19 protein-coding genes are annotated in these 25,935 nt (G+C 53.5%); 13 read left to right on the top strand and 6 right to left on the bottom strand.

The window, feature by feature from the left end; all coding sequences use genetic code 11:
- Positions 1–48: 48 nt before the first annotated feature.
- From SH287x_RS12340 to SH287x_RS12330, 3 genes are all read left to right on the top strand, one after another.
- Positions 49–1,308, top strand: a complete 1,260-nt coding sequence (locus SH287x_RS12340) for a CPBP family intramembrane glutamic endopeptidase (protein WP_479514616.1) — start codon at positions 49–51, stop codon at positions 1,306–1,308.
- Positions 1,309–1,613: 305 nt separating this feature from the next.
- Positions 1,614–2,600 carry a DUF1559 domain-containing protein gene (locus SH287x_RS12335; RefSeq protein ID WP_479514615.1) on the top strand — a complete coding sequence of 329 codons (987 nt, stop codon included), beginning with the start codon at positions 1,614–1,616 and terminating at the stop codon, positions 2,598–2,600.
- 166 nt (positions 2,601–2,766) lie between these two features.
- Positions 2,767–3,822, top strand: coding sequence for an alpha/beta hydrolase (locus tag SH287x_RS12330; protein WP_479514613.1), 1,056 nt, complete (start codon positions 2,767–2,769; stop codon positions 3,820–3,822).
- A 56-nt stretch (positions 3,823–3,878) separates the two neighbouring features.
- Here SH287x_RS12330 and SH287x_RS12325 read toward each other — a convergent pair whose 3' ends face one another.
- Complete coding sequence (locus SH287x_RS12325; RefSeq protein WP_479514612.1) at positions 3,879–5,420, bottom strand: carboxypeptidase-like regulatory domain-containing protein; 1,542 nt, start codon at positions 5,418–5,420, stop codon at positions 3,879–3,881.
- Positions 5,421–5,834: 414 nt separating this feature from the next.
- On the opposite strand from SH287x_RS12325, the gene SH287x_RS12320 reads away from it, so the two are divergent.
- Entirely contained in the window at positions 5,835–6,626 is a 792-nt protein-coding gene (locus tag SH287x_RS12320) for a hypothetical protein (protein WP_479514611.1), read from the top strand.
- 251 nt (positions 6,627–6,877) lie between these two features.
- On the opposite strand, the gene SH287x_RS12315 is transcribed toward SH287x_RS12320, so the two are convergent.
- The 3 genes from SH287x_RS12315 to trpE all read right to left on the bottom strand — a co-directional run bounded on the left by SH287x_RS12315 (position 6,878) and on the right by trpE (position 11,912).
- Positions 6,878–7,984 carry a WD40 repeat domain-containing protein gene (locus SH287x_RS12315; protein WP_479514610.1) on the bottom strand — a complete coding sequence of 369 codons (1,107 nt, stop codon included), beginning with the start codon at positions 7,982–7,984 and terminating at the stop codon, positions 6,878–6,880.
- A 524-nt stretch (positions 7,985–8,508) separates the two neighbouring features.
- On the bottom strand, positions 8,509–10,380 hold the full coding sequence (locus tag SH287x_RS12310) for an arylsulfatase (RefSeq protein WP_479514609.1): 1,872 nt from the start codon (positions 10,378–10,380) through the stop codon (positions 8,509–8,511).
- Between the two features lie 83 nt (positions 10,381–10,463).
- Complete coding sequence (gene trpE, locus SH287x_RS12305) at positions 10,464–11,912, bottom strand: anthranilate synthase component I (protein WP_479518705.1); 1,449 nt, start codon at positions 11,910–11,912, stop codon at positions 10,464–10,466.
- Positions 11,913–12,757: 845 nt separating this feature from the next.
- On the opposite strand from trpE, the gene SH287x_RS12300 reads away from it, so the two are divergent.
- From SH287x_RS12300 to SH287x_RS12290, 3 genes are all read left to right on the top strand, one after another.
- The gene (locus tag SH287x_RS12300; protein WP_479514608.1) at positions 12,758–13,282 is read left to right on the top strand and encodes a UvrB/UvrC motif-containing protein; all 525 of its coding nucleotides are present in this window, start codon (positions 12,758–12,760) and stop codon (positions 13,280–13,282) included.
- Between the two features lie 186 nt (positions 13,283–13,468).
- Positions 13,469–14,539: a protein arginine kinase gene (locus tag SH287x_RS12295; protein WP_479514607.1), complete on the top strand. Its 1,071-nt coding sequence runs from the start codon at positions 13,469–13,471 to the stop codon at positions 14,537–14,539.
- A gap of 605 nt (positions 14,540–15,144) precedes the next feature.
- Complete coding sequence (locus tag SH287x_RS12290; protein WP_479514606.1) at positions 15,145–16,617, top strand: POT-type proton-dependent oligopeptide transporter; 1,473 nt, start codon at positions 15,145–15,147, stop codon at positions 16,615–16,617.
- A gap of 48 nt (positions 16,618–16,665) precedes the next feature.
- Here SH287x_RS12290 and SH287x_RS12285 read toward each other — a convergent pair whose 3' ends face one another.
- Entirely contained in the window at positions 16,666–18,267 is a 1,602-nt protein-coding gene (locus SH287x_RS12285; RefSeq protein ID WP_479514605.1) for a DUF58 domain-containing protein, read from the bottom strand.
- A 316-nt stretch (positions 18,268–18,583) separates the two neighbouring features.
- Between SH287x_RS12285 and SH287x_RS12280 the strand changes: the two genes are divergently transcribed.
- Positions 18,584–19,108, top strand: a complete 525-nt coding sequence (locus tag SH287x_RS12280) for a peptide chain release factor-like protein (RefSeq protein WP_479514604.1) — start codon at positions 18,584–18,586, stop codon at positions 19,106–19,108.
- Between the two features lie 192 nt (positions 19,109–19,300).
- Complete coding sequence (locus SH287x_RS12275; protein ID WP_479514603.1) at positions 19,301–19,825, top strand: hypothetical protein; 525 nt, start codon at positions 19,301–19,303, stop codon at positions 19,823–19,825.
- Positions 19,826–19,859: 34 nt separating this feature from the next.
- Here SH287x_RS12275 and tsaE read toward each other — a convergent pair whose 3' ends face one another.
- Positions 19,860–20,402 (bottom strand): tRNA (adenosine(37)-N6)-threonylcarbamoyltransferase complex ATPase subunit type 1 TsaE, encoded by a 543-nt coding sequence (tsaE, locus tag SH287x_RS12270; RefSeq protein ID WP_479514602.1) that lies wholly within the window; start codon positions 20,400–20,402, stop codon positions 19,860–19,862.
- A gap of 448 nt (positions 20,403–20,850) precedes the next feature.
- On the opposite strand from tsaE, the gene SH287x_RS12265 reads away from it, so the two are divergent.
- From SH287x_RS12265 to SH287x_RS12250, 4 genes are all read left to right on the top strand, one after another.
- Positions 20,851–21,645, top strand: a complete 795-nt coding sequence (locus SH287x_RS12265) for a gamma-glutamyl-gamma-aminobutyrate hydrolase family protein (RefSeq protein WP_479514601.1) — start codon at positions 20,851–20,853, stop codon at positions 21,643–21,645.
- Positions 21,646–21,939: 294 nt separating this feature from the next.
- Entirely contained in the window at positions 21,940–22,065 is a 126-nt protein-coding gene (locus SH287x_RS12260) for a hypothetical protein (protein WP_479514600.1), read from the top strand.
- Between the two features lie 110 nt (positions 22,066–22,175).
- Complete coding sequence (locus SH287x_RS12255; protein ID WP_479514599.1) at positions 22,176–23,444, top strand: PP2C family protein-serine/threonine phosphatase; 1,269 nt, start codon at positions 22,176–22,178, stop codon at positions 23,442–23,444.
- 182 nt (positions 23,445–23,626) lie between these two features.
- Positions 23,627–25,468 carry a glutamate mutase L gene (locus tag SH287x_RS12250; protein WP_479514598.1) on the top strand — a complete coding sequence of 614 codons (1,842 nt, stop codon included), beginning with the start codon at positions 23,627–23,629 and terminating at the stop codon, positions 25,466–25,468.
- Positions 25,469–25,935 lie beyond the last annotated feature (467 nt).

The following is a 25,935-nucleotide window of genomic DNA, read 5'->3' as shown; positions in this document are numbered from 1 at the left end:
CGGCGCCAATCATTTAATCAGAACGGATCAGAGGGGAGTTCTCACTCAATGACAGACGATTTAAGCGGTGAAAATTCTCTTCTCCCGCCTCAGCCTCCCCAGTTCAGTGCTGCTTCTCACTCAACCAACATCAGTGCTGGCGAATTGGCCGTGCCCATTGAGAAAAATCTTCCGAGTGAAGTCGTCGATTTTCTTACCGATCTGCCACCAGAACATCCTCATGCCAATCCGTTGGCCAATGAACTCCCGCGCGATGCCAGGCCTCGCGGGCCAGCCTTGTGGGAGGCCATCGTCTGGACAATTGGTGTCTTTTTCAGCCACTTCGTCTTAGGGATTCTCTTTGCCATCGCTGTGGTGATGGGGTCGCTTGCCTGGGGCGTGACCGTTTTGGAAATCCGTGATCCAAAACTGCTTCAGGAATATACGACTCTAGGGCCGACAGGTCAGGCCATTCTTTTAGGCGGCGAACAATGGGCCATGGTGCTGGTTACTATTTTTGCCGTTCGCCTTCGCATGGGCGGGAGCATGTTCCGGCAACTCAATGTTGAACGACCCAACCGCTATCAATGGTTACTTGTCACGTGCCTGATTCTTCCATTAGGTGTCGTTTCCGACTTCACCTATCAGCTCGGCTCGATCCCCTGGAAGTTATTAAGCGAGAGATACGAATGGATTCAGTTCATTGATCAAATGAATGCCGTTGCCATGCTTCAGCAGATTTCACAGATGTTGAGTTTTCCCTTGATGCTACTTGTGATTGCTGTGGCTCCAGCAATCAGTGAAGAGTTGGTTTTTCGTGGACTGCTGACGAGAGGGCTACTACCTCGCCTGGGCGTTGTGGGAGCCATGGTGGTGACAGCGTTTCTGTTTGCCATCGTGCATATGCACCCCTTGCATGTCCTGGCTGTTTTCCCGATAGGAATGGCCCTCTTCTGGATCTATTACACAACCCGTAACTTCTGGCTACCGGTCTGGTTACACTTTGTTAATAACGCCATCTCGGTCACAATGACGAAGCTGCTGGCTGGCCAGGAAGAAATGCTGGAAACCACACAAACGGGAATGAATTTCCTGCAATTGCTGCTGGCGTTGATGGGCGGCGGACTGGCACTCTGGCTGCTCAATAAAAACCGGACGAGCTATCAGAATGAACGGGGACAATTATGGAACCCGGTCGACGCTCCCATGTCTTCGCCTCCTGCCAACCTGGGCATGAAACGGAAGATCCCGGGATATGGCGTCCCTTATGCGGTCATCTGCTGTCTGTCCACCATCGGCCTGATTGCGATGTCGTGTATTGATTGGTGAGATCCCTCACTAATCAACCTTCAGGCAGTAGAATCCCAGTCTCGCATAGCAGGCTTACCATGCTGCCTAGTGACAGCACTAACAGCCAGTGCGTCAATGCACTGAAATCCATTAAAAACGCAGCTCTCTGGTGAAGAAGGTCGTTGACATATCAAAAGCGGCTTACTTAAATTCGATCGGCAGTAACTGGGGATGATACGCTTGAAACTCAGCTCATCAACTAAGTCAACCTGTCTGCGTTGGATATAGCTATCACCTCTTTCTATTCGTGCCTTTCTGTTTTTAATTTTCATTAAGGGACTACTATGAAAAACACTCCGCACCACCCATCAAAACAAGGGTTTACCCTGATAGAGTTGCTGGTTGTTATTGCAATCATTGCCATTCTGATTGCACTGCTTCTTCCGGCAGTCCAGCAAGCCCGTGAAGCAGCCCGTCGGACTCAATGCCGTAATAATTTAAAGCAAATTGGAATTGCGCTGCATAACTATCACGACACGCTGAACCGGTTGCCTCCAGGATTCATCCAGATCAAAGGGCCAACTGATGCTGACGTTCGTCCAGCGGTTTCATGGTCATGTATGATCCTTCCCTATATTGATCAGTCACCACTCTATAACAGCATCAACTTCCCGGCAGCATTCAACTTAACTGTCAGTTTTACAGGGACAAACAAGCCGGCGTTAGACGCATTACTGCCTAGCCTCCAGTGTCCTTCCTCGCCAGACAGCGCACGCGTTTCGGTCACAGAAATGGTAGACACAACATCCACGACCTGGAATCAGTCACGAATCAGCTACGGGGGGAATTCATCGGGAACAGTAGGTTCAACAGCCACGGGCGGCGCTTCAACAGAGCATAATTCACATTTAGACGATAACTGCTGTGTCGACGGGAGATACAACGGCGTCTTGTCATTCATGAGTTCGGTACGACTCAGCGACATCACGGATGGCACCAGCAACACGGTTCTTGTCGCGGAATGGGTGCGGGGAGGAGCCGGCACGGACACCACACACACCTATGATCACTTAGCCATCGGTCGCCACACCAAAGCCAACGAAGCGGGACTTTTTGTGGGATCGTTTGGAATGCCACTGAATTTCCAACCGATCACGGGGACAACCATGGATTCAGCGGCCACCAGAGTCACATTTTCCAGTTACCACACGGGGGGTGTTCATGGGGTGTTGTGCGATGGATCTGTCAAATTCTTTTCGGAAAACATCTCCAGAGACATTCAGAAAGCCCTGGGAACTCGCAATGGGGGGGAAACGGTTGGCGAATACTAACGATGCGCCCAACCTGGAAAGAGATTAAGCATTGACAAACTCAGTGGAGGGCGGGACGTTGAATTGCAAGTGAGAGCCTTGCCGGGAAGGCTCTCAACGGGATCCTGAGCCGTTGTTGACACAGGCTGACCTCTCCTCTTGTCAGTTCATTATCGGAAGCTCACGCATGTCGGCCTCTGTCTTCACCGTCTTGCCTCTCCATGGGTTTGTTAGTCGATTTTTTCTGGTTTATGTAACTGTCGGGATGACGCTGCTGGCGCTTGGTGTGCCATCTCAGGCCCAGCAGCGGGATCTTCAACAGAAGATTGGCACAACTGTCGCTGATCAGGAGTCTCCCCATTACCGGTTTGAACGATTCACCGTCTCCAGTGCCGATGGGCAGCGGACATGGCGCGTACAATTGGCAATTCCGCGCTCGCAAGCCCCGGATCAAGGGTTTCCCTCAATCTGGATGATGGACGGCAACGCCGCTCTGGCGGAATTTGATGCCTCACTTCTGGAAGATCTGGCCAAACAGCCGGTGCCTCATGTGCTGGTCTTTTTGGGGTATGATAATGATCTGCGCATTGATTCCCCCGCTCGTACCCGTGACTACACGCCTCAATTGACTCCAGCAGAAACACCCGCAACTCAAGCAGAAAAACCAGCAACGACGCCTCAGGAATTCACCGGCGGCGCGCAAGCCTTTCTGGAAATCATCGAGCGGAAAATTCGTCCACAGGTCGTCCAGCGTGTGCCGCTGAATCTTGCTCAGCAGACTCTCTGGGGCCATTCTTACGGCGGTCTTTTTACACTGCACACCCTCTTTACAAGAGCGGGAGCATTTCAGACTTATGCAGCCAGCAGTCCTTCCTTGTGGTGGGGAAAGGGGGCTGCTCTGAAGGAAGCGGATCAATTTATCGCTCACAATGCCGGTCACCCCGCCCGAATTTTGATTCACCTGGGTGGCTCTGAGCGTGTGGGAGATTTTGGCCCGCGTGATCTCAATGACCCGCGTGTGGCAGCCCATATGGCGCGTGTTCGTGCTGTCCCCCCTGATTCAGCAATGAGCCTGGCCGAACGATTAAAAAACGTTCCCGGCCTGGAAGTGACTTATCGCGAATTCCCCGGCTTGGGGCATGGGCCGATGCTTCGCGCATCACTCATGGGAACGTTACACACCGTCACTGGAGTCGAAGATCGCAGCAGCAGCTTGCGGACACCGCCTGCTGTGGGAAAGTGAACGTCACTCACCATGCTGTCGCTTCGCGCAACAGAGGCGCCTCAAGATGTGACGAGTCATCGAAACAATCGGACTTGAAGATTGACAAGCTCAAAGTCATCCAGATCGCCATTACAATTGCTGGCTCGAATTGTCAGTACGTTCTCACCCACCTGTAACCATTGGGGATTCAGTGGCAAAATCATCGTGCTGAAAGAGCCATCTCCCGGAGACTGAGTCAACCCATCAGTCAATGTGTGGCCATTGAGCTGGATTTGGGGAAGACACTGAATCCCTTTCGCCAGGAATGTGACAGCCGCTTTGGTAAAATTCCCGGATCGCTGTTCTCTGGTCACGGGAAATCGCACAGAGAACGACTCACCTTCGGAGGGTCGTTGAAACTGGCTGTTCTCCCGTCCCTCAAACTGATCGTTCCCCAAGTGATGAACGATCGGGGTCTCTTCAATGGAAATCACGTTTTCGCTCTGAGCCTTGAGAGTGAAGTCCAGCCGCTGCGACTGCGTTGACGCGGCGGCAATTCGCAGGTTTTTCGCTTCAGGAACGTATCCCAGCCGTGCCGCACTGACCGCCACGTTCTCCGGCATCTCGGAAAGTTCCAGTTGATAGACTCCGTTTTCGTCGGTACGAGTGACTGTGGGTCGCCCGTTGGCCAGATCCAGACGAACCGTCGCGGAGGCCAGCGGTTGCCCTGTCTCAAGATCCTTCACCACCCCGTGCAATATGGCCTGAGAATTTGACAAAGGGCGTTCTTTCGGCAATTCAGGGCGCGGGTCAGGGGCAGCCGAAGGAATCGTCATCGAAGGCGGTGCTTCGGTAATCAATGGGATTTTCGCGACCTGCGGCTGTTGAGTCGGGCTGGTTGGCCTTGCGAGCTTACGAAGAGTTTCTTCTTGGGAAGATACAGGCATTGCGGCTTTCCCCGGTGTGAGATCTCTTCTCGCAAACGGTGTTGATCGCGTCGCCGGCGGCTCAATCGCCAACGGTTTCGCGAAATCAGGCTCGATGGAAGGAGCCGGAATACGGGCAAGTGCTTCAGGAAATCTCGCTTCTGGTGAGATGATCTCTTGTGGCGCTGGCTGAGTCTTCACCGATGGAATCGCCATGAGAGGCACTGTCTTGTCCACTGGCCGTTCCATGAGTTCGGACAAAGCCAGAGGAGGTTTTATCGAGGGGAGAGATTCCTGCGGGGATGCTGTTTGAGGGGAACGTGCCGGTCGTGCTAACCGCTGAGCCGCCCCCACTGCCGCCAGGTTGTCAGCCATGACCGGAAGCTGCTCGTCACTGCCGGTCTCTGGTTGATCCACAAGGATCTCGCGAACGACAAAAGGATCTTCGGCAGAAATTGACTGCGGAGGAGCGAAGCTTAGCTCCAGCACCGTCGCCCAGCCCAAGCCGAGACAAACATGAATTAACACTGAAAGACTGAGCGATTTGGGCAATAGAAACCGGTCTTCCCAGCGCGTCCACCACAGGGTGATCAGCTGCAACAGAATCACAATCAGGCAAGCAGACAGTGTGACTCGCGCCAACACGTCCCACGCGCTGCCATCGAATCCTCTGCTGAAGAGGCCCCACGCTTGCTCTGCAAATTCAAGCATGGCCAACGCCTACCCTTTCTGCGGAAATTTCAACAGGCTTTGCCACTGGAGTTACGGTAATTCGCCATCCCATGGTGAGTGATATCGACCAAACTCACAGCAATGTACGTACCATTCAAACTTTTATCGTGCCGTATTACGGCTTTGTCTTCGGGTTGATGTCGCCGCAACGTCCTCCGTTGTCAGACTTAACAACAGAAGAGACCTGAATTTTATACTTTGACAATGCAATAGTAAGAAACGACTCAATAAAGACATGGCATGATGATGGCCAATCAATAAAAAACGTCAAAAAAAACGCGCTGACGCTCTCTCACGGCAAGACGGCGTTCTGAAAAATAGCTGGTGAAGCCTTGAATTTGATTTGATAGGCTAAGCGGCAGATCTCGATAGACCTCTCCAAGGAATCGGCAAATGCGAACAACTTCACTCGCCGGATTGATGATCCTGAGCCTCTTTTCAGGATTCGCCCATGCCCAGCCCCCTCAGACTGAGCCTGCGATCAGTCAAGCTCCGACTCCAGTACGAAGTGAGCAGGGACAACTGCTTAAGGCCCCTTCTTTCCAGCCCACGAATGCTTATGGTCTCCAGGTTTTAGCGATCCCCACACAGTTCGTGAGACTGCAGGTCAAGATCATGGCGTTTAATAAGAGCCAGATCACAGAGGGTGCCGTTTCTCAGGACGACGCGAAATCGGAGCTGCTCTTTCCTTCGATGGAACGTTTGAAGCAGTTGGAAGACGCTGGAAAAATCACCTCGATCACGCAGGCAGAACTTGTCACGGGAAGTGGACAGGAAGCCTCTTGGCACGATGGTGAAGCCTTGCTGGTTCCTGTGGGGCGGACGCCAAGTGGCTTCTCGCGCAGTGGCCGTGATGGAATCCCCACTCCGGCGTTCGCCGTCAATTATCAGCAGGAACTGATCGGCACGATGATCCGTGTCACGCCTAAAGTCCAGGGGGATCGGATAGTGACGGATCTCTCGCTGGAGCAATCGACTCTTCCCCCGGTGCCGTTAAAGGAAGCTGACGTCAACTCGTCACCGGCTTCACAACCCTTGCGGCGAACTCATACTGTAAAGAGCACACTTCCGCTGACATCGGGGACTCCGATGATAGTCGGCGGCTATCAGACTCTCACCTTCAAGGAGGGCCAACCCACCGAAACCTTCCACGTCGTGGTGATCTCAGCCCAGATGATTCCTTAACCCTGGTCGATCAAGAAATACAATTGAAGACTTTTTTCAATAGATCTTCACTACATAAAAAACGACTATCTATCGCCAGGCATTTACTACGTAGGGTGCATGAAGCGAATCGCAATGTACCAACTCGATTAATATCCGCCGCCCTGGCGGCGTAAGACCCATTCGCGGATGAACGGCTGGCTAGCAGGCCAACGAGCCTGCGGGTCTTCGCCCACGTCCCGGCCGATAGGCCCAAACCCCGCAAGGGGGGGTTAGGGTTCCAGTTCGTAGATTGGTTCGCTTCCGAATGCTCCCCAGACCTTGATTTGTCCATCCAGACCTGCTGTCAGGAGGCGTTCTCCTTTGTGGACAAAGCAGACCTGGCGGACAGGCCCGGCATGCCCGTGAAGAACCCGGATTTGATCTAATGTTTCGGTATTGAGAAGGCGGCAATTCTTATCAAATCCTCCGACGGCCAATACTGAGCCATTCGGACTGAAGGCCACCGTCGAAATCTGTTCTGTCGAGACCTTTTTGCAAACAGCGAATTCCTCAAGAGAGGGATCAACACAGAGCACAGAACCATTGAGATATCCCACCGCGAACTGCCCACGATCGCTCCACGCGGAACTGATTCCCCGATCCTGACACTCATTAATACTTCTCAGGGTCACAACCGATTGAGCATCGAGAATATCGATCTGGCCACTTGTCCGCGTCACTCCAATGTAGCGACCGTCTTTGGAGTAGCGCGCCATAAAGGCATCGCTGGAGATGTTCCGGACAAGGCTCAATTCTTTGTCGCAGATTTCATATTCTGCAACAGCTCCATCAACCATCGTGACCAGCAACCGGCTGTTAAGGGACGAGAAAGAAAAGTCGACTGGCCAACGATTCTTGAAGACTTCACCGACATCAAATTGACAGAGTTCACCATCGCGCTGGTGCCAGGCTGAGGGAACTCCCGTTGCTGTGATACTGAGATAATTCTCACCATCTTCCGAGGCTGCGAACGAGGGATAAGTTCGGCTGTGAACCTCGAATGACTTCAGAACATCTCCTGAGGTCACTGAGATGAGGCGGATCGGGCCGGTGGATCGCACCACCCAGACGGCATCCTGTCTTTCGGCAGGATACAGACGAAGAACCCCTTGTTCCGAGTTAGAGGCCAGAACCTTTTCGCTTTCCGGAGCCTGCTGTGTGAGGCTGGAACCAATCAGGATGAGAAGGGTCAACATCAGGCTGATCGCCAGGATTTCACGTCCCCAGAGGCAGAATCGTGAAAGTCCTGAAGGCCCGAACGGAGCCTCGGTTCCCGGTCGGCTGGCACCATTCCCACTTGTTGTGGAAATTCTGTTTGAAGCAGGAGAAGCAAACATTCAATGCTCCGGTCAGTAGCAAAAGAAGGCGGGGCTGGCAATTCAAAGAGCAGGATCTTTGTTGTCAGCAAAATCGGCGGGCATACATCAGGCAGGAAATCAAAGCAGGGCCACCACATGGGGGTTGTCGTAGTTAATCAATCCAACATCAGGATTTGATGAAGGCTTGATAAACATTTTCTGGAATCTCTGACTTAGCAGGATTCGTGCCATAGATGGGCCGAGGATGTAGATAATGTTTTTAAGCGTTGCCACGTAATGAGTTAAATCTCTTGAAGAAGACGATTGACGATCTGTTGATCTGTGCGTTGTCTGTACCGGCAACGCCTAGAAGTCAGGCAGAATCGCTGAGATCAACAAATCGCATTTCGTCTATTCAATTGGCATTAACGCCAGGCGCATCAACACCGGAGTGGGCTGCACACACATGCGGTTCATCGAAAGAGGGAGCTGCCCCAACCTGCCAGATCAGGCACCCTGCCGGCGAAGCGAATCATGGCCGGCAGCAAAAGTGCATCGTGCTCTCAATCAGCAGGCTTCGCAGCGGCTTTCCTGGCCTTCTTCTTGCCCTGACCATTACCTGTCGCTTTTGTGTTATCAGTGCCCTTGGCTCGAAAACCACCCAGAGGGAGAACCTGATTTTCTGCGGCCCACTGATTCCAACCCGCCTGCAGTTCTTGAGCTTTCTCTGCCTTCTTGTCGATCAGGTTGTTCTGCTCACCCCGATCATTTGACAGATCATAAAGCTCCCAAGGGGCCTTCTCTTTAGCGACAAGCTTCCAGTTTCCCGCATGGACAGCCCGGTTTCCTTCATGTTCCCAGTATAATGACGCAGGACGAGTCACCGACTGAGCGTTTAACAGTGGCAGCAGGCTAACCCCCGGCAACGGACGATTTAACAGCGACGTTGAATCCTTCCCAGAAACAGGATCGGTCACCACTTCAGGCTTCACCCCAGCCAGTTCCAGGCAAGTGGGCATCAGGTCGATCAGATGTCCCGGCGTCGCATCGATTCGACCAACTGCCTGAATCTGCTTGGGAAAAGAAATGATCAGTGGTGTCGAGATCCCGCCCTCATGAACGAAATGTTTGAATTCCCGAAACGGTGTGTTGGAAACACTGGCCCAGCCGTGACCATATCCGATGAAAGTGTCCTCCGGGCCAGGCATCACACCCACGCCCTGACGAATCGGCCGACCATCGCGCGTTTGCGCTGGACGTGAGGTCAGGAAAATATGCTCTTTGGGTAAGGGTTGGACTTTATCAGCGGCTGCTTGTGCTTTAGCACTGTTCTTTCCCGGCTGCCCCCGGCCAATTTCTTCCTGGCACCCGCCATTGTCCTGCAAATAGAAAATGCAGGTATTCTCCATTTCGCCCGTCTCTTCCAGCGCGCGAACAATCCGACCAATCCCCTGATCCATACAGTCGATCATAGCCGCATAGGTCGCCATGCAGCGGGCTTCCCAGGCTTTGTCTTCGACTTTCCCCCAGTCACGGGCCAGTGGCGCAGGCTGCCAGTTCTCAGGCAACAACCCCAGCCTTTTTAACTTGGCTAGACGAGCCGCATGGATTGAATCGTAACCATTGGTGTAACGCTCAATATATTTTTCAATAACACTCTGAGGAGCATGTAGCGGCCAATGCCCAGAGGTGTAGGGGATATACATAAAGAACGGTTCATTGCCTTGCCCTTGTTTGTTTTGGCCCTGCTGATGGTGCTGGCGAATGAAAGCGGAAGCGTGATCACTGATGGCATGCGTGTAATAATAATTCTCAGCCGGATATTCCTTATCCGTATGAATATTCAGCATCGTGTCGCCGCGTACGAGAGCTGCGGGATCAAAGTAGTTTCCGGCTCCCGCCAAGGTGCTGTAAACCACATCAAACCCACGGCGGTGGGGCCAGTTATGCGAAGGTGCATCGGGACGCACAAACCGGGTCACGTGCCATTTGCCGAATACAGCCGTCTTGTAGCCCACAGCTTTCAGACGTTCGGCAATGGTCGGAGCTTCCCGTGAAAGATCACCCCGATACCCCGGCAACCCGCGATCTTCCATCATGTGGCCAATGCCCACTTCGTGCGGATATCGTCCGGTCAAAAGTGACGCCCGGGTCGGGCAGCAGCGTCCGGTGTTGTAAAAGTGAGAGAGCCGCAGCCCGTTCTGTGCCAGCCGATCCAATGTGGGCGTTTCGATTTCTCCGCCAAAGCAGCCAATATCTGAGTACCCGATATCATCGCCCATGATCACGATGATATTGGGGCGAGAAGCCGGCTCAGAGGCAGCAGCCAGATGCACGCCTCCAACGTTCTCAAAGAACAGAATCGCCATGCAGGCAAAGGCCTGCGTGTGAAACGAAATCCGGGCCGGCCAAACAATGAAACAGTGCATCGCCATGAGAAGTTCCTGATCAGCAACAGACGGTCATCTGGGCTTCGGAATGTCCGATGGCCACTGAAACACAGTTATCGAATTGTCATTCAGCGGGTTAATTGCTTCTCGGCAACTTCGATTGCTCGTAGAAGCGCGCGGGCTTTGTTTAGCGTTTCTTCATACTCCGAAGCGGGAACGCTATCAGCAACAATCCCCGCACCCGCTTGAAGGTAAACCACATCGTCTTTAACAACCAGCGTGCGGAGTGCAATACAGGTGTCAAGGTTTCCTGAGTAATCAATATATCCGACCGCCCCGCCATATGGCCCCCGACGGTGAGGTTCCAGCTCATCAATGATCTGCATGGCACGCACTTTCGGTGCGCCAGAAACTGTCCCCGCGGGAAGTCCTGAGCGGAGTGCATCCAGTGGCGTTTTTCCCGATGCCAACTGGCCAGACACATTCGACGTAATGTGCATGACGTGACTGTATCTCTCCACGCGCATCATGTCAGACAGTTGCACCGATCCAAACTTCGCCACGCGGCCCACGTCATTCCTTGCCAGATCGACGAGCATAATATGCTCGGCCAGTTCTTTTTCGTCGGCCAAAAGCTCGACTTCCAGAGCACGGTCTTCCTCAGGTGTTTTTCCCCGCTTGCGCGTGCCGGCCAAGGGGCGGATTGTCGTCTCGCCTTCTTCAACACGCACCATGATTTCAGGAGAGGCGCCAATCAGGCAGGAGTCTTCTGTCTGCAAAAAAAACATGAACGGACTGGGATTAACTACCCGTAATGAGCGATAGATATCTAAAGGAGAAGCCGTTGTCTTTCGTGTGAGTCGCTGACTCAGAACCACCTGAAAGATATCCCCCGCGCGAATATATTCTTTGGCCCTCTCGACAATCTGCTCAAAGCCGGCCTGTGAGAAATTTGACTCATAACCATCGCTCACCGGGCCAAGAGGTTTGACATCGGCAATCATCAGTTGATCGGGTTGAGAGAGTCGTTCAACCAACTGGTCAATTCGTTCACAGGCCGCGTCATAGTCAGCCCGGCTGATTCGGCCATAGACAGGAACATGAGCCACGACCAGAATCGTTTTCTGGATGTGATCAAAAATCACCATCAGGTCATAGAGTGAAAAAACCAGATCGGGCAGTTGACGGTCATCTTCTGGCGCATTCGGCAAATGCTCGACATAGCGCACCGTATCATAGCCGGCATACCCGACGGCTCCGCCAATAAACCGGGGAAGTTCCGGAAGATGGACGCCAGGATACCGCTTCAAAAGTTCTTCCAGTTCCCCAAGAGGGTCTTGAGAAACATACCGACGAGGCTGCTCGAGACAGCGGGCCGGATCAGTCGTGATCGTGACATTCTCTCCTGAAGCACTGATCGTCAGAAACGGGTCAGAGCCGGAAAAGCTGTAGCGTCCGACGCGTTCTCCTCCGACAACACTTTCAAAAAGAAAGGAGCCAACCTCTCGTCGCATGCGGGAATAAGCACTGACTGGAGTCAGCGTGTCGCTGAAGAGTTGGCGATAGACAGGAACCATCACGGCAAAAGGAAGAGCCGCTGGCTGAGCCTGAGCCGCCTTTGCTGCCAACGATTGATACTGCTCAACGGCTCCGCGTGCCAGTTGTTCAAACTGATCCCAGTGAGGATCGTGAGACCCTGACGGCAATTCGGTGGCGACAGGGGCGGATGCCAGTTTCTGAACGGAACCTGGATTCTGACTGGGAATCGAGCTGGAAGGCATGAATCTCTTTCGTGAAACAACAGAGCATCTCACCCGGAGGAGTGAAACAATCGCTGATCAATTCGGTCTGGTCATTTGACGCTGAACACTGACAGTTAAATAAAGCCAACATAAGGCCAACGGCAAACCGCTTCTCTTTCACCGCTTCTATTCAGGTTCTATTCAGGGAGTCGCCCCGAAGCAGAAATGTTCGCGAATTCGCCTCAAACAGCAGGAAACGCACGACAGTTGGGCCACCACATGGACGCAAAACGAAAAGTATTGTCCCGCCTGAAATCCGGCTTTACCGACGATTGATCTTAACGCCAATGGAAATCGAACGAAACTCCTCAAACAGCAAAGAGTTGGAACCATGTTGCTCCAAGCTCCCCACCTTGACACTGATTCTGCGAAAGATAGAATTCGATGGCTTTCGACAGACAAGCAATCTGTGTAAAACCTGTTGAATAGAAATCACTTACGTCTTCGCACTTTGAAACGCCACGATTCATACCAGGCCACAATGAGCCGAAGTGTCATGGTCATCTGAAGTGTACAGACGGTTTGTGGGTTGGTCATTGGCCTGTTGTGTGTCGATATTGAAGTTTGCGTGATGTTGGGATGAGGTGAACCCTCCCGGCTTCGCGCAGGGGGGCTAAGACATGAAAAAATGTGAGCAGTGTTCAAAGCCCGCAGTTCTTCATATCACTGAGCTTCATGATGGTGCTGTCGATGCTCACCACCTCTGCGAATCGTGCGCGAAAGATTATCTGTCACACGAGGCGGAACCTGATTCCGAAGATCTCGATTCCGGGTTAGCGACTGACGATCTCGAAGCGGAAGCCAGCGAGACGATTCCCGATGAGCAGCCTCCTTGCCCCAACTGTGGCATCACATTCAAGGAGTTTCGCAGCCAGGGCCGCTTGGGGTGCGCCCATGACTACTCACATTTCCGCGAAGAACTTTCCCGTTTGATCGAGAACATCCATAGTGAAGTTCAGCACGTGGGCAAAGTTCCCCGCCGTCAGCCAGATGCCAGTCGCCAGCAGTTCGACCTCATTCGCTTAAAGCTGCAATTAAAAGAGGCGATCGATGAGGAGCAATATGAACAGGCCGCCAGCATTCGTGATCAGATTCGTAAAGTGGAAGCAGAACTGAGAAGCCCCTCGACCGCCGTCGATTCCTGACACCTTTTCTCACTTTTGATCGTTGGAAATCGCTCCGTTTGCAAATATCAAGCAGCAAGTTTTTTCTTTAATCCCGTTCACTTGTTATATCCAGACCAGCCATCAATCCGCGATTCAGAGATCACAGCCGCAGCAATGCAACCGGTACTCTCATCGCGACGACATTTCATTGAGAAGAGGTAGACCGTGGATCTCGATGCCCTCACACAACGCAGCGGTGAATGGTTGCGAGGAACAGGGCCAGACGCCGATATCGTGATCTCAAGCCGGATCCGCCTCGCACGAAATCTCGCAGAGTTCCCGTTTGTGAACCGCGCCAGCGACAGCGTGCGTGCTCAGATTGAAGATTTTCTGCGCAGCCGCATTGAACATCTTCAGGCCAAGCGGCCACTCACTTATTTACGAATCAGTGACCTCGAACCCCTCGACCGACAATTCCTCGTTGAGCGGCAGCTCATCAGCCGCGAGCAGGCCGAAGACCATGGCCAGTGCGGCGTCGGGCTTTCCCATGAAGAAAACGTCAGCCTGATGGTCAACGAAGAAGACCACCTCCGCATGCAGGTCTTGCGCAGCGGGATGGATCTCGATGCCGCCTGGAATGAAATCAACGAAATTGATGACCTGTTGGAACAGGAAGTGGCCTATGCGTTTGACTCTCAGTTCGGCTATCTGACTGCTTGCCCGACCAATGTCGGCACGGGTATCCGGGTGAGTGTCATGCTTCATCTTCCCGCATTGGTCGCGACCAAAGAAATCCAGAAAGTCTTTCAGGCGCTTCAAAAAATCGGGCTGGCGGTGCGCGGCCTCTATGGGGAAGGGAGTCAGGCCATGGGCGACTTCTACCAGATTTCCAATCAGGTCACGTTGGGCAAGAGCGAAGCCGACATTATTAAGTCGATCAAGGATGTCGTCGCACAGATCCTGGGTTATGAACGACGAGTCCGCACAGCGCTTGTTAAAGAAAACCGGCAGGCACTGCACGATCAGGTTTCTCGAGCATTTGGCATTCTCCAGAACGCACAGACCATCAGTTCCGAAGAAACCATGCACTTGCTGAGCAGTGTGCGCATGGGGGTGAATCTGGGGCTGATTGACGAAGTGGAAATCCCCACCGTCAATGAACTGTTCATTCAGACACAACCGGCCCATCTCCAGAAATTGCGGCATCAAAAACTTGAGTCGGCCGAGCGGAACGTCGCGCGGGCCGCCTACATCCGGCAGCGACTGGCCGAGAACAATCCTCACACATCTGCTTAAAGTCCCCCTGCGTGCTGCTGCGATTCTGATTTTTTCAGAAATAAGGATTGTGCGGTAAAACCGGGAAAAAGCGGCCATACTGCCCGCTGTCACTGCTGTTCCGTTTGACGCAACGGATCTAGTAGATTGATTACAGTCGCACGGCTAATTAGCCTGAGCAGTCTGGGAAATGTCGTCATATCGGCGATTTCTGCGTTGAGTCGTATCGGAATGCCGGTTGAAACTTGGTGTCTCCCCCAAGGGAGAGTCTCCTGGTTTGCCTGTTTTGCCGATAGTTTCAGAGAGTAAGCGTGTTCGGACATGTCTATGGGGCGTTCGTCCCTGATGGTGGCCTATTGGAGCTTCCCTTCTGATTTGACAGGTTAAGCAAGGAGTTTTGAGCAGGCCAACGAGCCTGCGGACAAGCTCAACAATCTGTCAGGACAGAGGGGTGGTGCCACTTCGGCTTTTGTCTCGACGATTTCTCTTCTCAATGTGGTTCATCTCTGTGCGAATCAGCTTTCCCTGGCGGGAACCAGAATCCTGACGGATTCTCTGGCCACTGCTTTGGAACATTGACCCGCTTGGCCCCAGCCGAATTGCTTCTTCATTGATCAGGATTGTTCATGACTGCGGCTCATCGGATCTCACCCGATCAAACATTAACGACCATGCCTCCCGGTATTCCGTTCATCATTGGGAACGAAGCCGCTGAACGTTTCAGCTTTTATGGCATGAAGGCCATTCTGTATCTGTATCTCACCCGCTATATCGTAGATGCTTCGGGACAGTCGGCGGCTTACTCTAAAGAGGATGCTACCTCGCTGGTGCATCTGTTTGTCGCCATGGCCTACCTCTTTCCTATCATCGGCGGGCCACTGGCCGATGCTCTTCTGGGCAAGTACCGCGTCATCCTGTGGTTGTCCTGGGCCTATTGCCTGGGTCATCTTTCACTGGCCACTATCGATGGCCGTAATGGATTGTGGCTGGGCCTGGCACTCATTGCGATTGGTGCGGGGGGGATCAAACCCTGCGTGTCTTCCCATGTGGGTGACCAGTTTGGACGTGGCAACCAGCATCTGATGAGCCGTGTCTTTCGCTGGTTCTATTTTGTGATCAATGTGGGTGCCCTCTCGTCGATGGCCATGATTCCCCGGATGCGCGACATGTTTCTCTCCCCCGAAAATGGGGCGCAGTATCTTGGCTTTCTTCCTGCTTCGTGGCAGGAAGCACTCTTCCCGCATTTCTCCCCAACTCTGGCCCATCACGTCGCATTCGGTTTGCCCGGCGTGCTCATGCTGATCGCAACCTTCATTTTCTGGCTGGGGAGAAACCGGTATGTCCATGTTCCTCCGGCACGTGAAGAGTTTCTTGAAGTCATTAAAAGCAAAGAATCCTGGAAAGCCATTTCTAAATTGCTGCCACTTTTTGCCTTCATTGTGGTCTTCTGGGCGTTGTTTGATCAGACGATGTCAACCTGGGTCGAGCAGGCGACTCACATGCAGCTCACCATCTTCCGCTGGGGTTCCTGGAAGTGGACAATGCTTCCTGATGAAACCCAGACGTTTAATCCTCTGTTCGTGCTGCTGTTTATTCCGCTGTTCGATTTAGCACTCTTTCCGGCAATTTCCAAAGTCTTCACGCTCACGGCGCTGCGTCGGGTTTCCATCGGATTATTTCTTGCTGCACTGGCCTTTGCTGCCAGCGCCTTTATTCAGATGGAAATTGACCAGAAGTTTGTTCCGTCGGTGCTCTGGCTGATCCTGCCTTATGCCATCATCACTTCAGCGGAAATTCTCGTCTCGACAACGTGCCTGGAATTCTCCTACACGCAGGCGCCGAACAAGCTCAAGTCCATCATCATGTCGCTGTATTTAGTCTCCGTGTTTGCCGGAAATATGCTGACCTCTGTCGTCAACATGTTGATCATCCGCAAAGACGGCACCTCAATGCTCGAAGGAAGTTCTTATTACTGGTTCTTCGCGGGCCTGATGCTGATCGCAGCGATTGGCTTCATCCCCTATGCCATGTTTTATCGCGAAGAGCGGTTCATTCAGGGCGATTCAGGCGAGGCTACCGGAAAACCAGCACGCAAGTAAGTTGATGATCGCAGGATCATCAACTGGCCAGCAGAAGAGAAAAAGCGATCAGTCGTCTTCCATCGGAACCAGTTCTGCTTCCTCCGCGCCCGTTTCACCAATTTGCTCACCGTTCATCATCGGTGACTCGTCCAGAATGACGAGGCCAGGGAAAGTTGTGGCATCGATATGAATAATCTGTGCACGGCCCGTTTGCGCGTGCAGAAGATCCTGTGACGTTGGCTTGCCGTGCAGACGAGAAGTCACCAGCACTAATCGTGTATTCCCGCTCGCCATACGCTGAGCCTCTGCCAGCATCGCTGTTGTCGTTGTTGCCGAGCCAGGTTCGACCAAGGCCAACTGATCGAGCAAAAACTCCAGATTCGCAGGCGAGGCAGCTGCTTCATAAACGTGGACATCTAAACCGCTAAGCGCCACTCGCACCGTGGATTCACGGCAGGTGCGTGAATGCTCGGCGCAGAGAGTCGCCACAAAGCTCAGTATCAGTTCCACCTCATGAAGTTCTTGCGGGGTGGGATGTTGTGAAATATGGAGATCCACCACCACAGAAAGATGGTGCTCCCGATTCTGATGAAATTCCCGAATGATCAATTCATTCCGGCGAGCCGAACTGCGCCAGTGAATCGCCTTGGGATTATCGCCCATGCGGTATTCCCGCAGGTGATGGAAATCATCGTTGAAAATCCCCCCTTTCGATTGGCTGGACGTGACCAGTTCCGAGGCGCCGACCAGATCACGTTTCCACCGCGGGTGCAGGCGGCCAATCATGGGATATATCAGGATCTCTGCCGAAGCATTGACGATCAACCCGCGTTCAATCAGCCCCAGGGGATACCGACTGGCAACACTCAGCGGGCCAAATGTAAATCGTCCCCGGTGCCCCAGACGCAGACGATAATGGGCCACCTGAGTTGATTTGGGGCCGACCCGCGTAAATAACACGCTGGCAACCGACTCAATTCCTTCCTGCCGTGTTTTGACAGCCCGCACCTGATCACGAACCAGCATCATCCATGCAGAAAGGAGTGGACGCTCATTGAAGTAAGTCACTTCCACACTGAAGGGTTCTCCGCACATGGCACGCCTGGGTGCTGTCCGCGAGACCCGTGAGCCTTGTAACGCCGTGAAAGCTGTCCAGCCATTCAGAACAAATGGCCCGGCCATCACCGCAAACACCAGCATCATCATGTTCGATTGGCCAAGCATCGAACCCACCAGCAGGACAATCATGATCCCCAGGTAGGTCAACCCTTCACGGGGGATATGGATTCTGTTGCGTTGAAAGACAGGCATTCGATGGGCCAGAGAGCGCTTGCGAATCCACTCTTCGACAAGTGTCTGCATGCTGAAAAGGACAAGCACGCCAATCGCCACAAAGAACGTCATTCGCGTCAATGTCGACCAGCGAGCCGTGATAGTCCATGCGCCGAAATAAACAACAAGCAGCACCGCAGCGACCATCAGCGCAAACATGGCACTGGGAGGAAGCGATAATGGCCTGGATTGATTCCGAACAGCGACAGGACGCTCCGAAGGAAACGCCAGACCCGAGGGATTGGTCGAGGGAAGAGTTCCCACGCCGTTTGCCAAATCTCGTGATGCGTCGAGATTCATCGTTACAGGTTCGGGGGCTGTCGGTGTCGGAGCCAAAACGTCACCATCCTTGATTGCAAGGCCGTTAGCTAATGGAGCTTCAATTCGGGATTGACAGGTTAAGCAATGGGTCGCGGGCAGGCCAACGAACCTGTAGACAAGTTCAACAACCTTAACAGGACGAAGTCGCCTTAAGGCAAAACTTTCTATCGAACAACGCCCTCTCGAAAGTCAGCGATACTGCCCTGCACAGTAGACTCAACTTCGCAGCCTCACGCCATCCCGCGAAGCATGAACTTTCCATGCAGAGATCAGTCGCATAAAAAGTCTGGAAGGTTGGCATCAGAGGGGAATGTCCCGAGGAAATCAGCACATGACGACTAACAACACCCCCTGGAAACACCCGGTATTGTTGCTTCCCGATGAACTTCTGCGGGAATGCTCGGTTCGACGACAAAAAACATCGGGGCCAGGCGGCCAGCATCGCAATAAGGTGGAAACCGGTATTTTTCTGAAGCACGACCCGACCGGAGTTGAAGCCCATGCCGGCGAGCGGCGCAGCCAGGCCGACAATCAACGGGTCGCTTTGAAGCGGCTGCGCCTCCGGTTGGCTCTGGAAATTCGCAGCGAGGCACAAGCCCAGGCAGCCCCGTCAGAGCTTTGGAAACAGCGTCTGAAAGAGGGAAGGATCGTCGTGTCAGAAGACCATTTCGACTTTGCCATTCTTCTGGCTGAAGCTCTGGATGTGCTTGCTGATGTTCTCTGGGAGCCAGGTCGCGCGGCCGATCGTCTCGGCTGCACCGCCTCTCAACTGACAAAACTTCTGAAAAAAGAACCACCCGCTTTCCAGTTGCTGAACGCTCAGCGACATCTTCTGGGGAAAGACCAGTGGCAATAACTCGTCCCGGTGACTGACTTTCCGCGCAGACAGAACTCTCAACTCCCCCTACAGTGGCAGGAATGGTGGTGGAAAGCCTGGGAAGATTATTGATCGAATCCCACGGCTTCGGCAGATCCAGGTCGGCCATCATCTCTTACCGGCCCTCACCGGTCGTTTGCTAAAACTCTGATTGTTGCAAGGAATCACACCATGAAAGTGGGAAGAACTTTGGGAGTCGTAGCGACCGGTGGAATTCTTTTCGGCATGTGGATCAGTGGCTGGCTCAAAGGATTCGGCCTGGGGGGAGGTCAGCTGACCGGCGTGCAGATCTCCACTCAGCAAAGCGGAGTCACAAGCGAAGAAGTCAACGAAACACTGCGGAAAAACGAAAAAACACCAGTCAAGCCCGCTGCGATGGAAGGGGGAAGCCAGAACGCCGACAACGCCCGATTGACCAACAACAGGCCCGTGCCGGCAGTGCTTGACATCATTATCGATGACGTGAACTATCACCTGCGTGACCCACAGACCTATGCCATTTTGCCGGCGTCTGTTTCTCTTGATGAGATCATCCAGTTGGCGCTCCAGACGCCACCGACAGGAGAAGGGCCGCGCGTGAAAATCTACCGTAAAGGATCAGCACGCCCCAGTGCCGAAGCACGCCTGGCCAACGCCCTGGCTGAAGCGGGTTTCAAACCCGTGGATATCTACTGGCATCCTGCGATTACTGAGTAATGAACGATGATTTTTAACAGTTGAGCACCGTTATTTACTCAGGCGGTAGCAGGCAGTCTTTCTGATCAGAAGCCATCAGATGGTTTCGCCAGCGGTCGAGCGCAGCCTCTGAAACCGGGCCGCTGGCCAACGCAGAAAATGCCCGTGATTCTTCCCCTGTATGAGTGATTTCCAAAGCCAGGCGATCTGCAGGAAGCAGTTCCGCCACTAACTCTGGCCACTCGATGATCACCAGTGCGTCATCCGCCAGTAACTCATCAATTCCCAGCGCCAGAAAATCGGCCGGGTTCTTCAATCGATATGTATCCAGATGATAGACCGGCCAGCGGGCGTCGTATTCATGAATCAGCGTGAATGTCGGGCTGGAAACATCATCAGATTCCCCTCCCAGTCCTTGCAGCACCCCGCGGGTCAAGGTGGTTTTTCCTGCTCCCAACTGGCCAGAAAGGGTCAAAGCCAATCGCCCTTCAATTGAGCGACCAAGAAACTCTCCCAGGGAAAAAGTCTCTAAACTACTTCTGGAAAGCAACTTAAGGAGATTCTTTCCTTCGTGGTCAGCCGGATCTGAGGGTTTCATTTCTGCCAAAGCCCTGCTCTGCAAGATTCACTCTCATCGGTGAGGCACAAGATGTTGTGTCCCCGATCGTTATAAGCCGCAAAATCGTCGAAATCGTTGCAGTCTGCCGAAAGTGTAATTATTTGTATTGCCATCAACGGCAGTTTCAGCCAGTCAATTTCAACAACACATCCGAGCATACTCTTCTCAACGTGCGATTGTCACGACGATGGCGGGGGCCATCACTGACAGTTTGTTGGCTTGGTATGGGGGTGTTTTTGAAGTGGATCTGATGAGGATGACGTTGGTTCTTCAAGCGAGAAATTTGGTGTGAGCCTTTTTTCTCAACGAAGGTCAGCAACGCTGATGAGGCAGAATGGATTCGATGCCCGGTGCTGAGCGTTCCTAAGGGGGGAAGTGCCAGCAATCACCAGATCGACGAAAGTCGGTCTTTGCACAAGGACGTGCCATGAGCAAGAAAACTGTTGAAAACAACTCCAAGCCAGTCGTTCTTTTGAACGGAGATTTCCGCTCGAAGAAAAAAGATGGCCCTGCTCTCAGCTGGTTTAATACTGGCTACTACGACTCGGTCACAGCCGCTGGTGCCCTTCCCATTCTTATTCCACCGCTGGAAAACACCGACGACCTGAAGCAATTGCTTGAAACGGTGGATGGTGTGGTGCTTGCCGGTTGCGGCCATGATCTTGATCCCGTTCGCCTGGGGCTTGAACCACATCCGCACACCCGCCCCATGCCTCAGCGACGTGAAGATTTTGACCGTCAGCTTTGCCAATTGGCCGTCGAAATGAAGTTGCCCATCCTCGCGATCGGCTCCGGGATGCAGACGCTCAACGTCGTTCTCGGCGGTTCAATCTTCCAGCACGTTCCTGAAGAAGTGCCTCGCGCTCTGCACCACCGTGATTCGGTCGAAAAGTGCAACCGTCATATCATTGAAATCACCGAAGGAACTCGCGTTTGGGACGTCTATGGCCCTGGGGAAATCCGAGTCAATAGTGATCACCATATGGCCGTAAACCATCTGGCCGAGGGCTTCCGCGCAGCAGCCAACTCACCAGACGGCGTGATTGAAGCTTACGAATCGACCGATCCCGAGTGGTTCTGCGTCGGCGTGCAGTGGCACCCAGAAGATGACACCGCCAGCGCCCTCGATATGCAACTCTTCCAGGAGTTCGTCGGGGCTTGCCGTATCGGCAACATGCCAGCTGTGATTCCAATGACCGGCCGACAGAAGTTCGCCGCGTAAGTTTGGTCATACGACAGCGATTATCGTTTGGAGCAGCGCTGCCAATATCACTTGGCAGCGCTTCCCGAACGATCAATGAACGTCAAAACCCATTCAATATTGTCAGGGGAAGCAAACGCTTCGCATTCACAAAAATTTGCAAACAGCTTTTTTCGCACAGAGTGAGCATCGCGCGCCACTGGCTCTGCCAGTGCAACTTCTGATTCGGGCAATATTTTTATCGCACTGGCGGAGCCAGTGGCAGACAACTCGGGCACACAACTCAAAAATCAAGCTGTGACAAGCATTGGCAGCATGGCTGGAAATCGCCTGGCTAAAGTGGGGACGGACTTCCACTCTGGACAGGTGCTGATGAGGCAGCGCGGGTCGAGCACGGATGTTCGCCCCGACGTTGCGACTAATCCGATTGATCGTCATTGAAGTGCAGCCAATTCTGTCACAAGCCATCAGCCCTCTCGCCCTTGAAGACTGCGGCCTGATTCTCCATCCTCTTAGCCTGATCAACGCACATGGCGTGAAAGGTTCAGAGCATGCAGTTGGCCCCGACGATTTCCAACGAAGCGGAACGCTTGCAAGAGCTACGTTCCCTCGATTTGCTCGATACCCCTCCCGATGAGCGGTACACCTCCATCGTCCGCACACTTCGCGCGATCTATAAAGTCCCCATCGCCTATATTTCGCTCGTCGATGAAGACCGCCAATGGTTCAAAGCGAAGATTGGCCTGGAGATCATCCAGACACCCCGAGATATCTCTCTCTGTGGGCATGCGATCGCCCAAGCTGCACCGCTGATTGTCCCCGACATGCTTGAGGATGAACGATTCAGTGACAACCCCATGGTCACTGGTTCTCCGTACCTGCGATTCTATGCGGGAATCCGTTTGCTGGGGCCTACCGGTCATGCTGTCGGAACTCTTTGCATGGCTGATACGGTTTCCCACCCACTGAATTTCGATGTGGGGCCGCTGCATGAATTGGCACATCTGGCTGAGCAGCAGTTAAAGCTCATGGATCTGGTTTCCAGTCAGCGGCAGTTATTGGAAGTTCGCGGTCAACTTCTCGAAACGCAGGCTCAACTGCAACATGAACTGAATGATGCTGCGGCTTATGTCCATTCTCTGCTGCCAGAACCTCTCACCGGCTTAATTTCTTCGGATCACGAACTCGTGGCCTGCTCCGCATTGGGAGGCGACCTGTTTGGCTTCCATTGGTTGAGCGAAGACGAACTGGCTATTTATCTGTTAGATGTCAGCGGCCACGGTGTGGGGGCCTCGTTACTCTCGGTCTCCGCCTTCAGTGCCTTGAAACGTCAGGCACTTCCCGGGGTCTGCTTTACTGATGTGGAATCGGTACTGAGCGGGATGAATGCCGCTTTCCCGATGGATGAGCACAACGAAAAATTCTTCACCTTGTGGTATGGCGTCTATCACACAGGACGCCGGGAACTGGAATATGGAGCGGCCGGCCACCCGCCGGCATTGTTATGGCAACGCCCTGATGGCCCCTGCACAACGCTCAGGTCAGACCAACTGATGATCGGTGTCTCGCCCGACTATCCTTACTCGGCCCAACGCATTCGGATTCAAAAAGGGGCACGTCTCTATATCTACAGTGACGGGGCTTTTGAAATTGATGATCCACGCGGGAATCAACTGGGAGTTCAGGGACTCACCGAGACCATTCAGAATGCCCGTCATCATGAAGTCGCCAGAGTGTCCGCCATTCGTGAAAGCCTGCAACGCTGGCAAGGTCATTCCCAGTTTGCCGACGATTTCTCAATGATCGAACTGGTGCTGTAAAACCTCTGCCTGTCTGCAATCAGGATCGCATCACATCTCCCCGATGGATGCTTTTCTCTGCCCATTATCCGGAATTCGGGCATCGCTCAGGGCGTCAAATCGCGTTAGAGTGAAGGCCTGATATCACCTAATAAGTACGATTTCGCTCAATCGGCTGAACCACATCACGACAAAGGAACGGCATGACGCAGCCGACTTCCAGTTCCAGGCAACTTCCCGCTGACCCCAATGAGTTGGAAGTCATTCTCGCCACCGATTGTGGCAGCACGACGACCAAAGCTATTCTCATTGAGAAGGTCAACGGCGTTTATCGGCAAACGTTTCGTGGTGAAGCGCCAACGACCGTCGAAGAACCAACCGCCGATGTCACTATCGGTGTCATCAATGCGGCTACTGAAGTAGGGGAATTGGCAGGTCGTCAACTGGTGGACGAAAACGGTTTCCTGATTCGCCCCTCTCGCGGCAACATCGGCTGCGATGCCTATATTTCAACCTCGAGTGCCGGCGGTGGATTGCAGATGCTGGTCTGCGGTGTTGTGCCCACCATGTCGGCTGCCAGCGCCACGCGGGCCGCGCTGGGGGCCGGTGCCATCGTGCTGGAAACGATGTCTTCTAACGATAAACGTAAGCCGCACGACCGCATCCAGCGCATTCGTGATCTGCGACCGGACATGATCCTGTTAGCGGGCGGAACCGATGGCGGAACTGTGCGGCATGTCGTGGCGCAAGCCGAATTGATTGCTCCTGCCAAGCCTCAGCCACGGTTTGGTGGTCAATATAAAATGCCCGTGATTTATGCAGGCAACCGCCACGCGGCATCTGCTGTCAAAGATGTGCTGGGCAGCATCGCTGAACTGTCGATGGTCGAGAACGTCCGCCCTGTGCTCGAGCGAGAAGCCCTCGCGGGAGCACGCGACGCCATCCACGATCTGTTTCTGGAGCACGTCATGGCCCATGCCCCGGGATACGACAACCTGATTGCGTGGGCCGACACGGCGATCATGCCAACTCCCGGCGCTGTGGGGAACATCCTCCAGACGATTGCAAGGACACGCGGCCTCAATGCCCTGGGGGTCGATATTGGGGGAGCAACCACCGACGTTTTCAGTGTCTTCAGTGAGATATTTAACCGGACAGTCAGCGCCAATCTGGGGATGAGCTACTCGATCTCGAACGTCTGTGCCGAAGCGGGTTTCGACGCCATTCTCCGCTGGGTGCCCTATCCGGAAAGTGAAAAAGAACTGAGGAACAGGGTCAAAAACAAAATGATCCGCCCCACAACGATTCCACAGACAATGGAAGCGCTGATTTTTGAACAGGCGGTCGCGCGAGAAGCGTTGCGACTGGCTTATGTCCAGCACAAACAATTTGCCACAACACTCGCCGGCGTTCAGCAGCAGCGAACAATCAGCGACACTTTTGCGCAGTCAGGTGGCCAGCGGACAATCGTGGACAACATGGCCCTGAATCTGATCGTGGGGTCGGGTGGAGTTCTTTCCCATGCCCCGCGCATGGAACAGACAACCATGATGATGATTGACGCCTTTGAACCAGAAGGTGTGACAGAGTTGGCCAAGGACAGCATTTTCATGATGCCCCATCTGGGAGTGCTGGCAGAAATTCATCCGCGAGCCGCCATGGAAGTCTTTGAGCGGGATTGCCTGGTGATGCTGGCGACCTGCATTGCCCCCAAGGGGCCGCCAAATCCGGGCAAGGTACTGATGTCGTATACCATCGAACGCGGTGGTCATACCCAGCAGGGCGAACTGCGAGGCCACGAGATGCAGCGAATGGAACTGGGGCCTGATGAAACGGCGAAAGTGCGACTTGTTCCTGCCAAGGGATATGATGTGGGTGCTGGCCCCGGCAAGCCTTTGGAGCGGGAAATCCGTGGCGGTTCGGTCGGTATTGTGTTTGATGGACGCGGACGGCCTTTGGCTTTGCCTGAAAAGACGGACGACCGGCGTAGCCTTCTCAAAAGATGGAACCAGTCGTTGAACCTCTACCCTCAATCTTCTCACTGACCGGAACCATGGTTCCGGGGTTGGTTAGGGTGCAAAAGTTTATCTATTCAAGAATAAATCACAAGACCCTTTCCTTTTGTACCCCATCTTGGTAATGTTCCGTCGTGAAAGAATGCATGCTGGGCAAGTCTCAGTACGACCTCTTCGGAGGTAGGTTGTCCATTGTGACAACGGTGTCTCGTGGTTTGGCTGTCACAACGTCTTTCCCACCAATGGCTTAGCTATCAAGCCGCAAATGTGGGAGATAAAGATTCCGGGGCAGCAGCCAGATTCGCACGCAGCGGATATTTGTCGGGTTTCTTTTAGAGAACCTGATGTTTGCTGTGGCGATGTGTGGCCCTGAGCAGTACCCGCCGCGTTCGATCGTTCCGTGTCTGCCTGTGAAGAGACTTCTTCAAGGTGATGGCGGTGCTTGATCACGTTGTGCGAGAACCGGATCTCCGGCTCGTGTCGATGTCTCGGAGTGC

The sequence above is a fragment of the Planctopirus sp. SH287 genome (assembly GCF_056500625.1).
The sequence above is the reverse complement of the archived record's forward strand: the minus strand, read 5'-3'. Positions and strand labels throughout refer to the sequence as shown.

Coding starts and splice junctions, on each gene's coding strand:
- SH287x_RS12340 (WP_479514616.1), top strand. CDS start 49: ATGACAGACGATTTAAGCGGTGAAAATTCTCTTCTCCCGCCTCAGCCT.
- SH287x_RS12335 (WP_479514615.1), top strand. CDS start 1,614: ATGAAAAACACTCCGCACCACCCATCAAAACAAGGGTTTACCCTGATA.
- SH287x_RS12330 (WP_479514613.1), top strand. CDS start 2,767: ATGTCGGCCTCTGTCTTCACCGTCTTGCCTCTCCATGGGTTTGTTAGT.
- SH287x_RS12325 (WP_479514612.1), bottom strand. CDS start 5,420: ATGCTTGAATTTGCAGAGCAAGCGTGGGGCCTCTTCAGCAGAGGATTC.
- SH287x_RS12320 (WP_479514611.1), top strand. CDS start 5,835: ATGCGAACAACTTCACTCGCCGGATTGATGATCCTGAGCCTCTTTTCA.
- SH287x_RS12315 (WP_479514610.1), bottom strand. CDS start 7,984: ATGTTTGCTTCTCCTGCTTCAAACAGAATTTCCACAACAAGTGGGAAT.
- SH287x_RS12310 (WP_479514609.1), bottom strand. CDS start 10,380: ATGGCGATGCACTGTTTCATTGTTTGGCCGGCCCGGATTTCGTTTCAC.
- trpE (WP_479518705.1), bottom strand. CDS start 11,912: ATGGTTCCTGTCTATCGCCAACTCTTCAGCGACACGCTGACTCCAGTC.
- SH287x_RS12300 (WP_479514608.1), top strand. CDS start 12,758: ATGAAAAAATGTGAGCAGTGTTCAAAGCCCGCAGTTCTTCATATCACT.
- SH287x_RS12290 (WP_479514606.1), top strand. CDS start 15,145: ATGACTGCGGCTCATCGGATCTCACCCGATCAAACATTAACGACCATG.
- SH287x_RS12280 (WP_479514604.1), top strand. CDS start 18,584: ATGACGACTAACAACACCCCCTGGAAACACCCGGTATTGTTGCTTCCC.
- SH287x_RS12275 (WP_479514603.1), top strand. CDS start 19,301: ATGAAAGTGGGAAGAACTTTGGGAGTCGTAGCGACCGGTGGAATTCTT.
- tsaE (WP_479514602.1), bottom strand. CDS start 20,402: ATGAAACCCTCAGATCCGGCTGACCACGAAGGAAAGAATCTCCTTAAG.
- SH287x_RS12265 (WP_479514601.1), top strand. CDS start 20,851: ATGAGCAAGAAAACTGTTGAAAACAACTCCAAGCCAGTCGTTCTTTTG.
- SH287x_RS12260 (WP_479514600.1), top strand. CDS start 21,940: ATGGCTGGAAATCGCCTGGCTAAAGTGGGGACGGACTTCCACTCTGGA.
- SH287x_RS12255 (WP_479514599.1), top strand. CDS start 22,176: ATGCAGTTGGCCCCGACGATTTCCAACGAAGCGGAACGCTTGCAAGAG.
- SH287x_RS12250 (WP_479514598.1), top strand. CDS start 23,627: ATGACGCAGCCGACTTCCAGTTCCAGGCAACTTCCCGCTGACCCCAAT.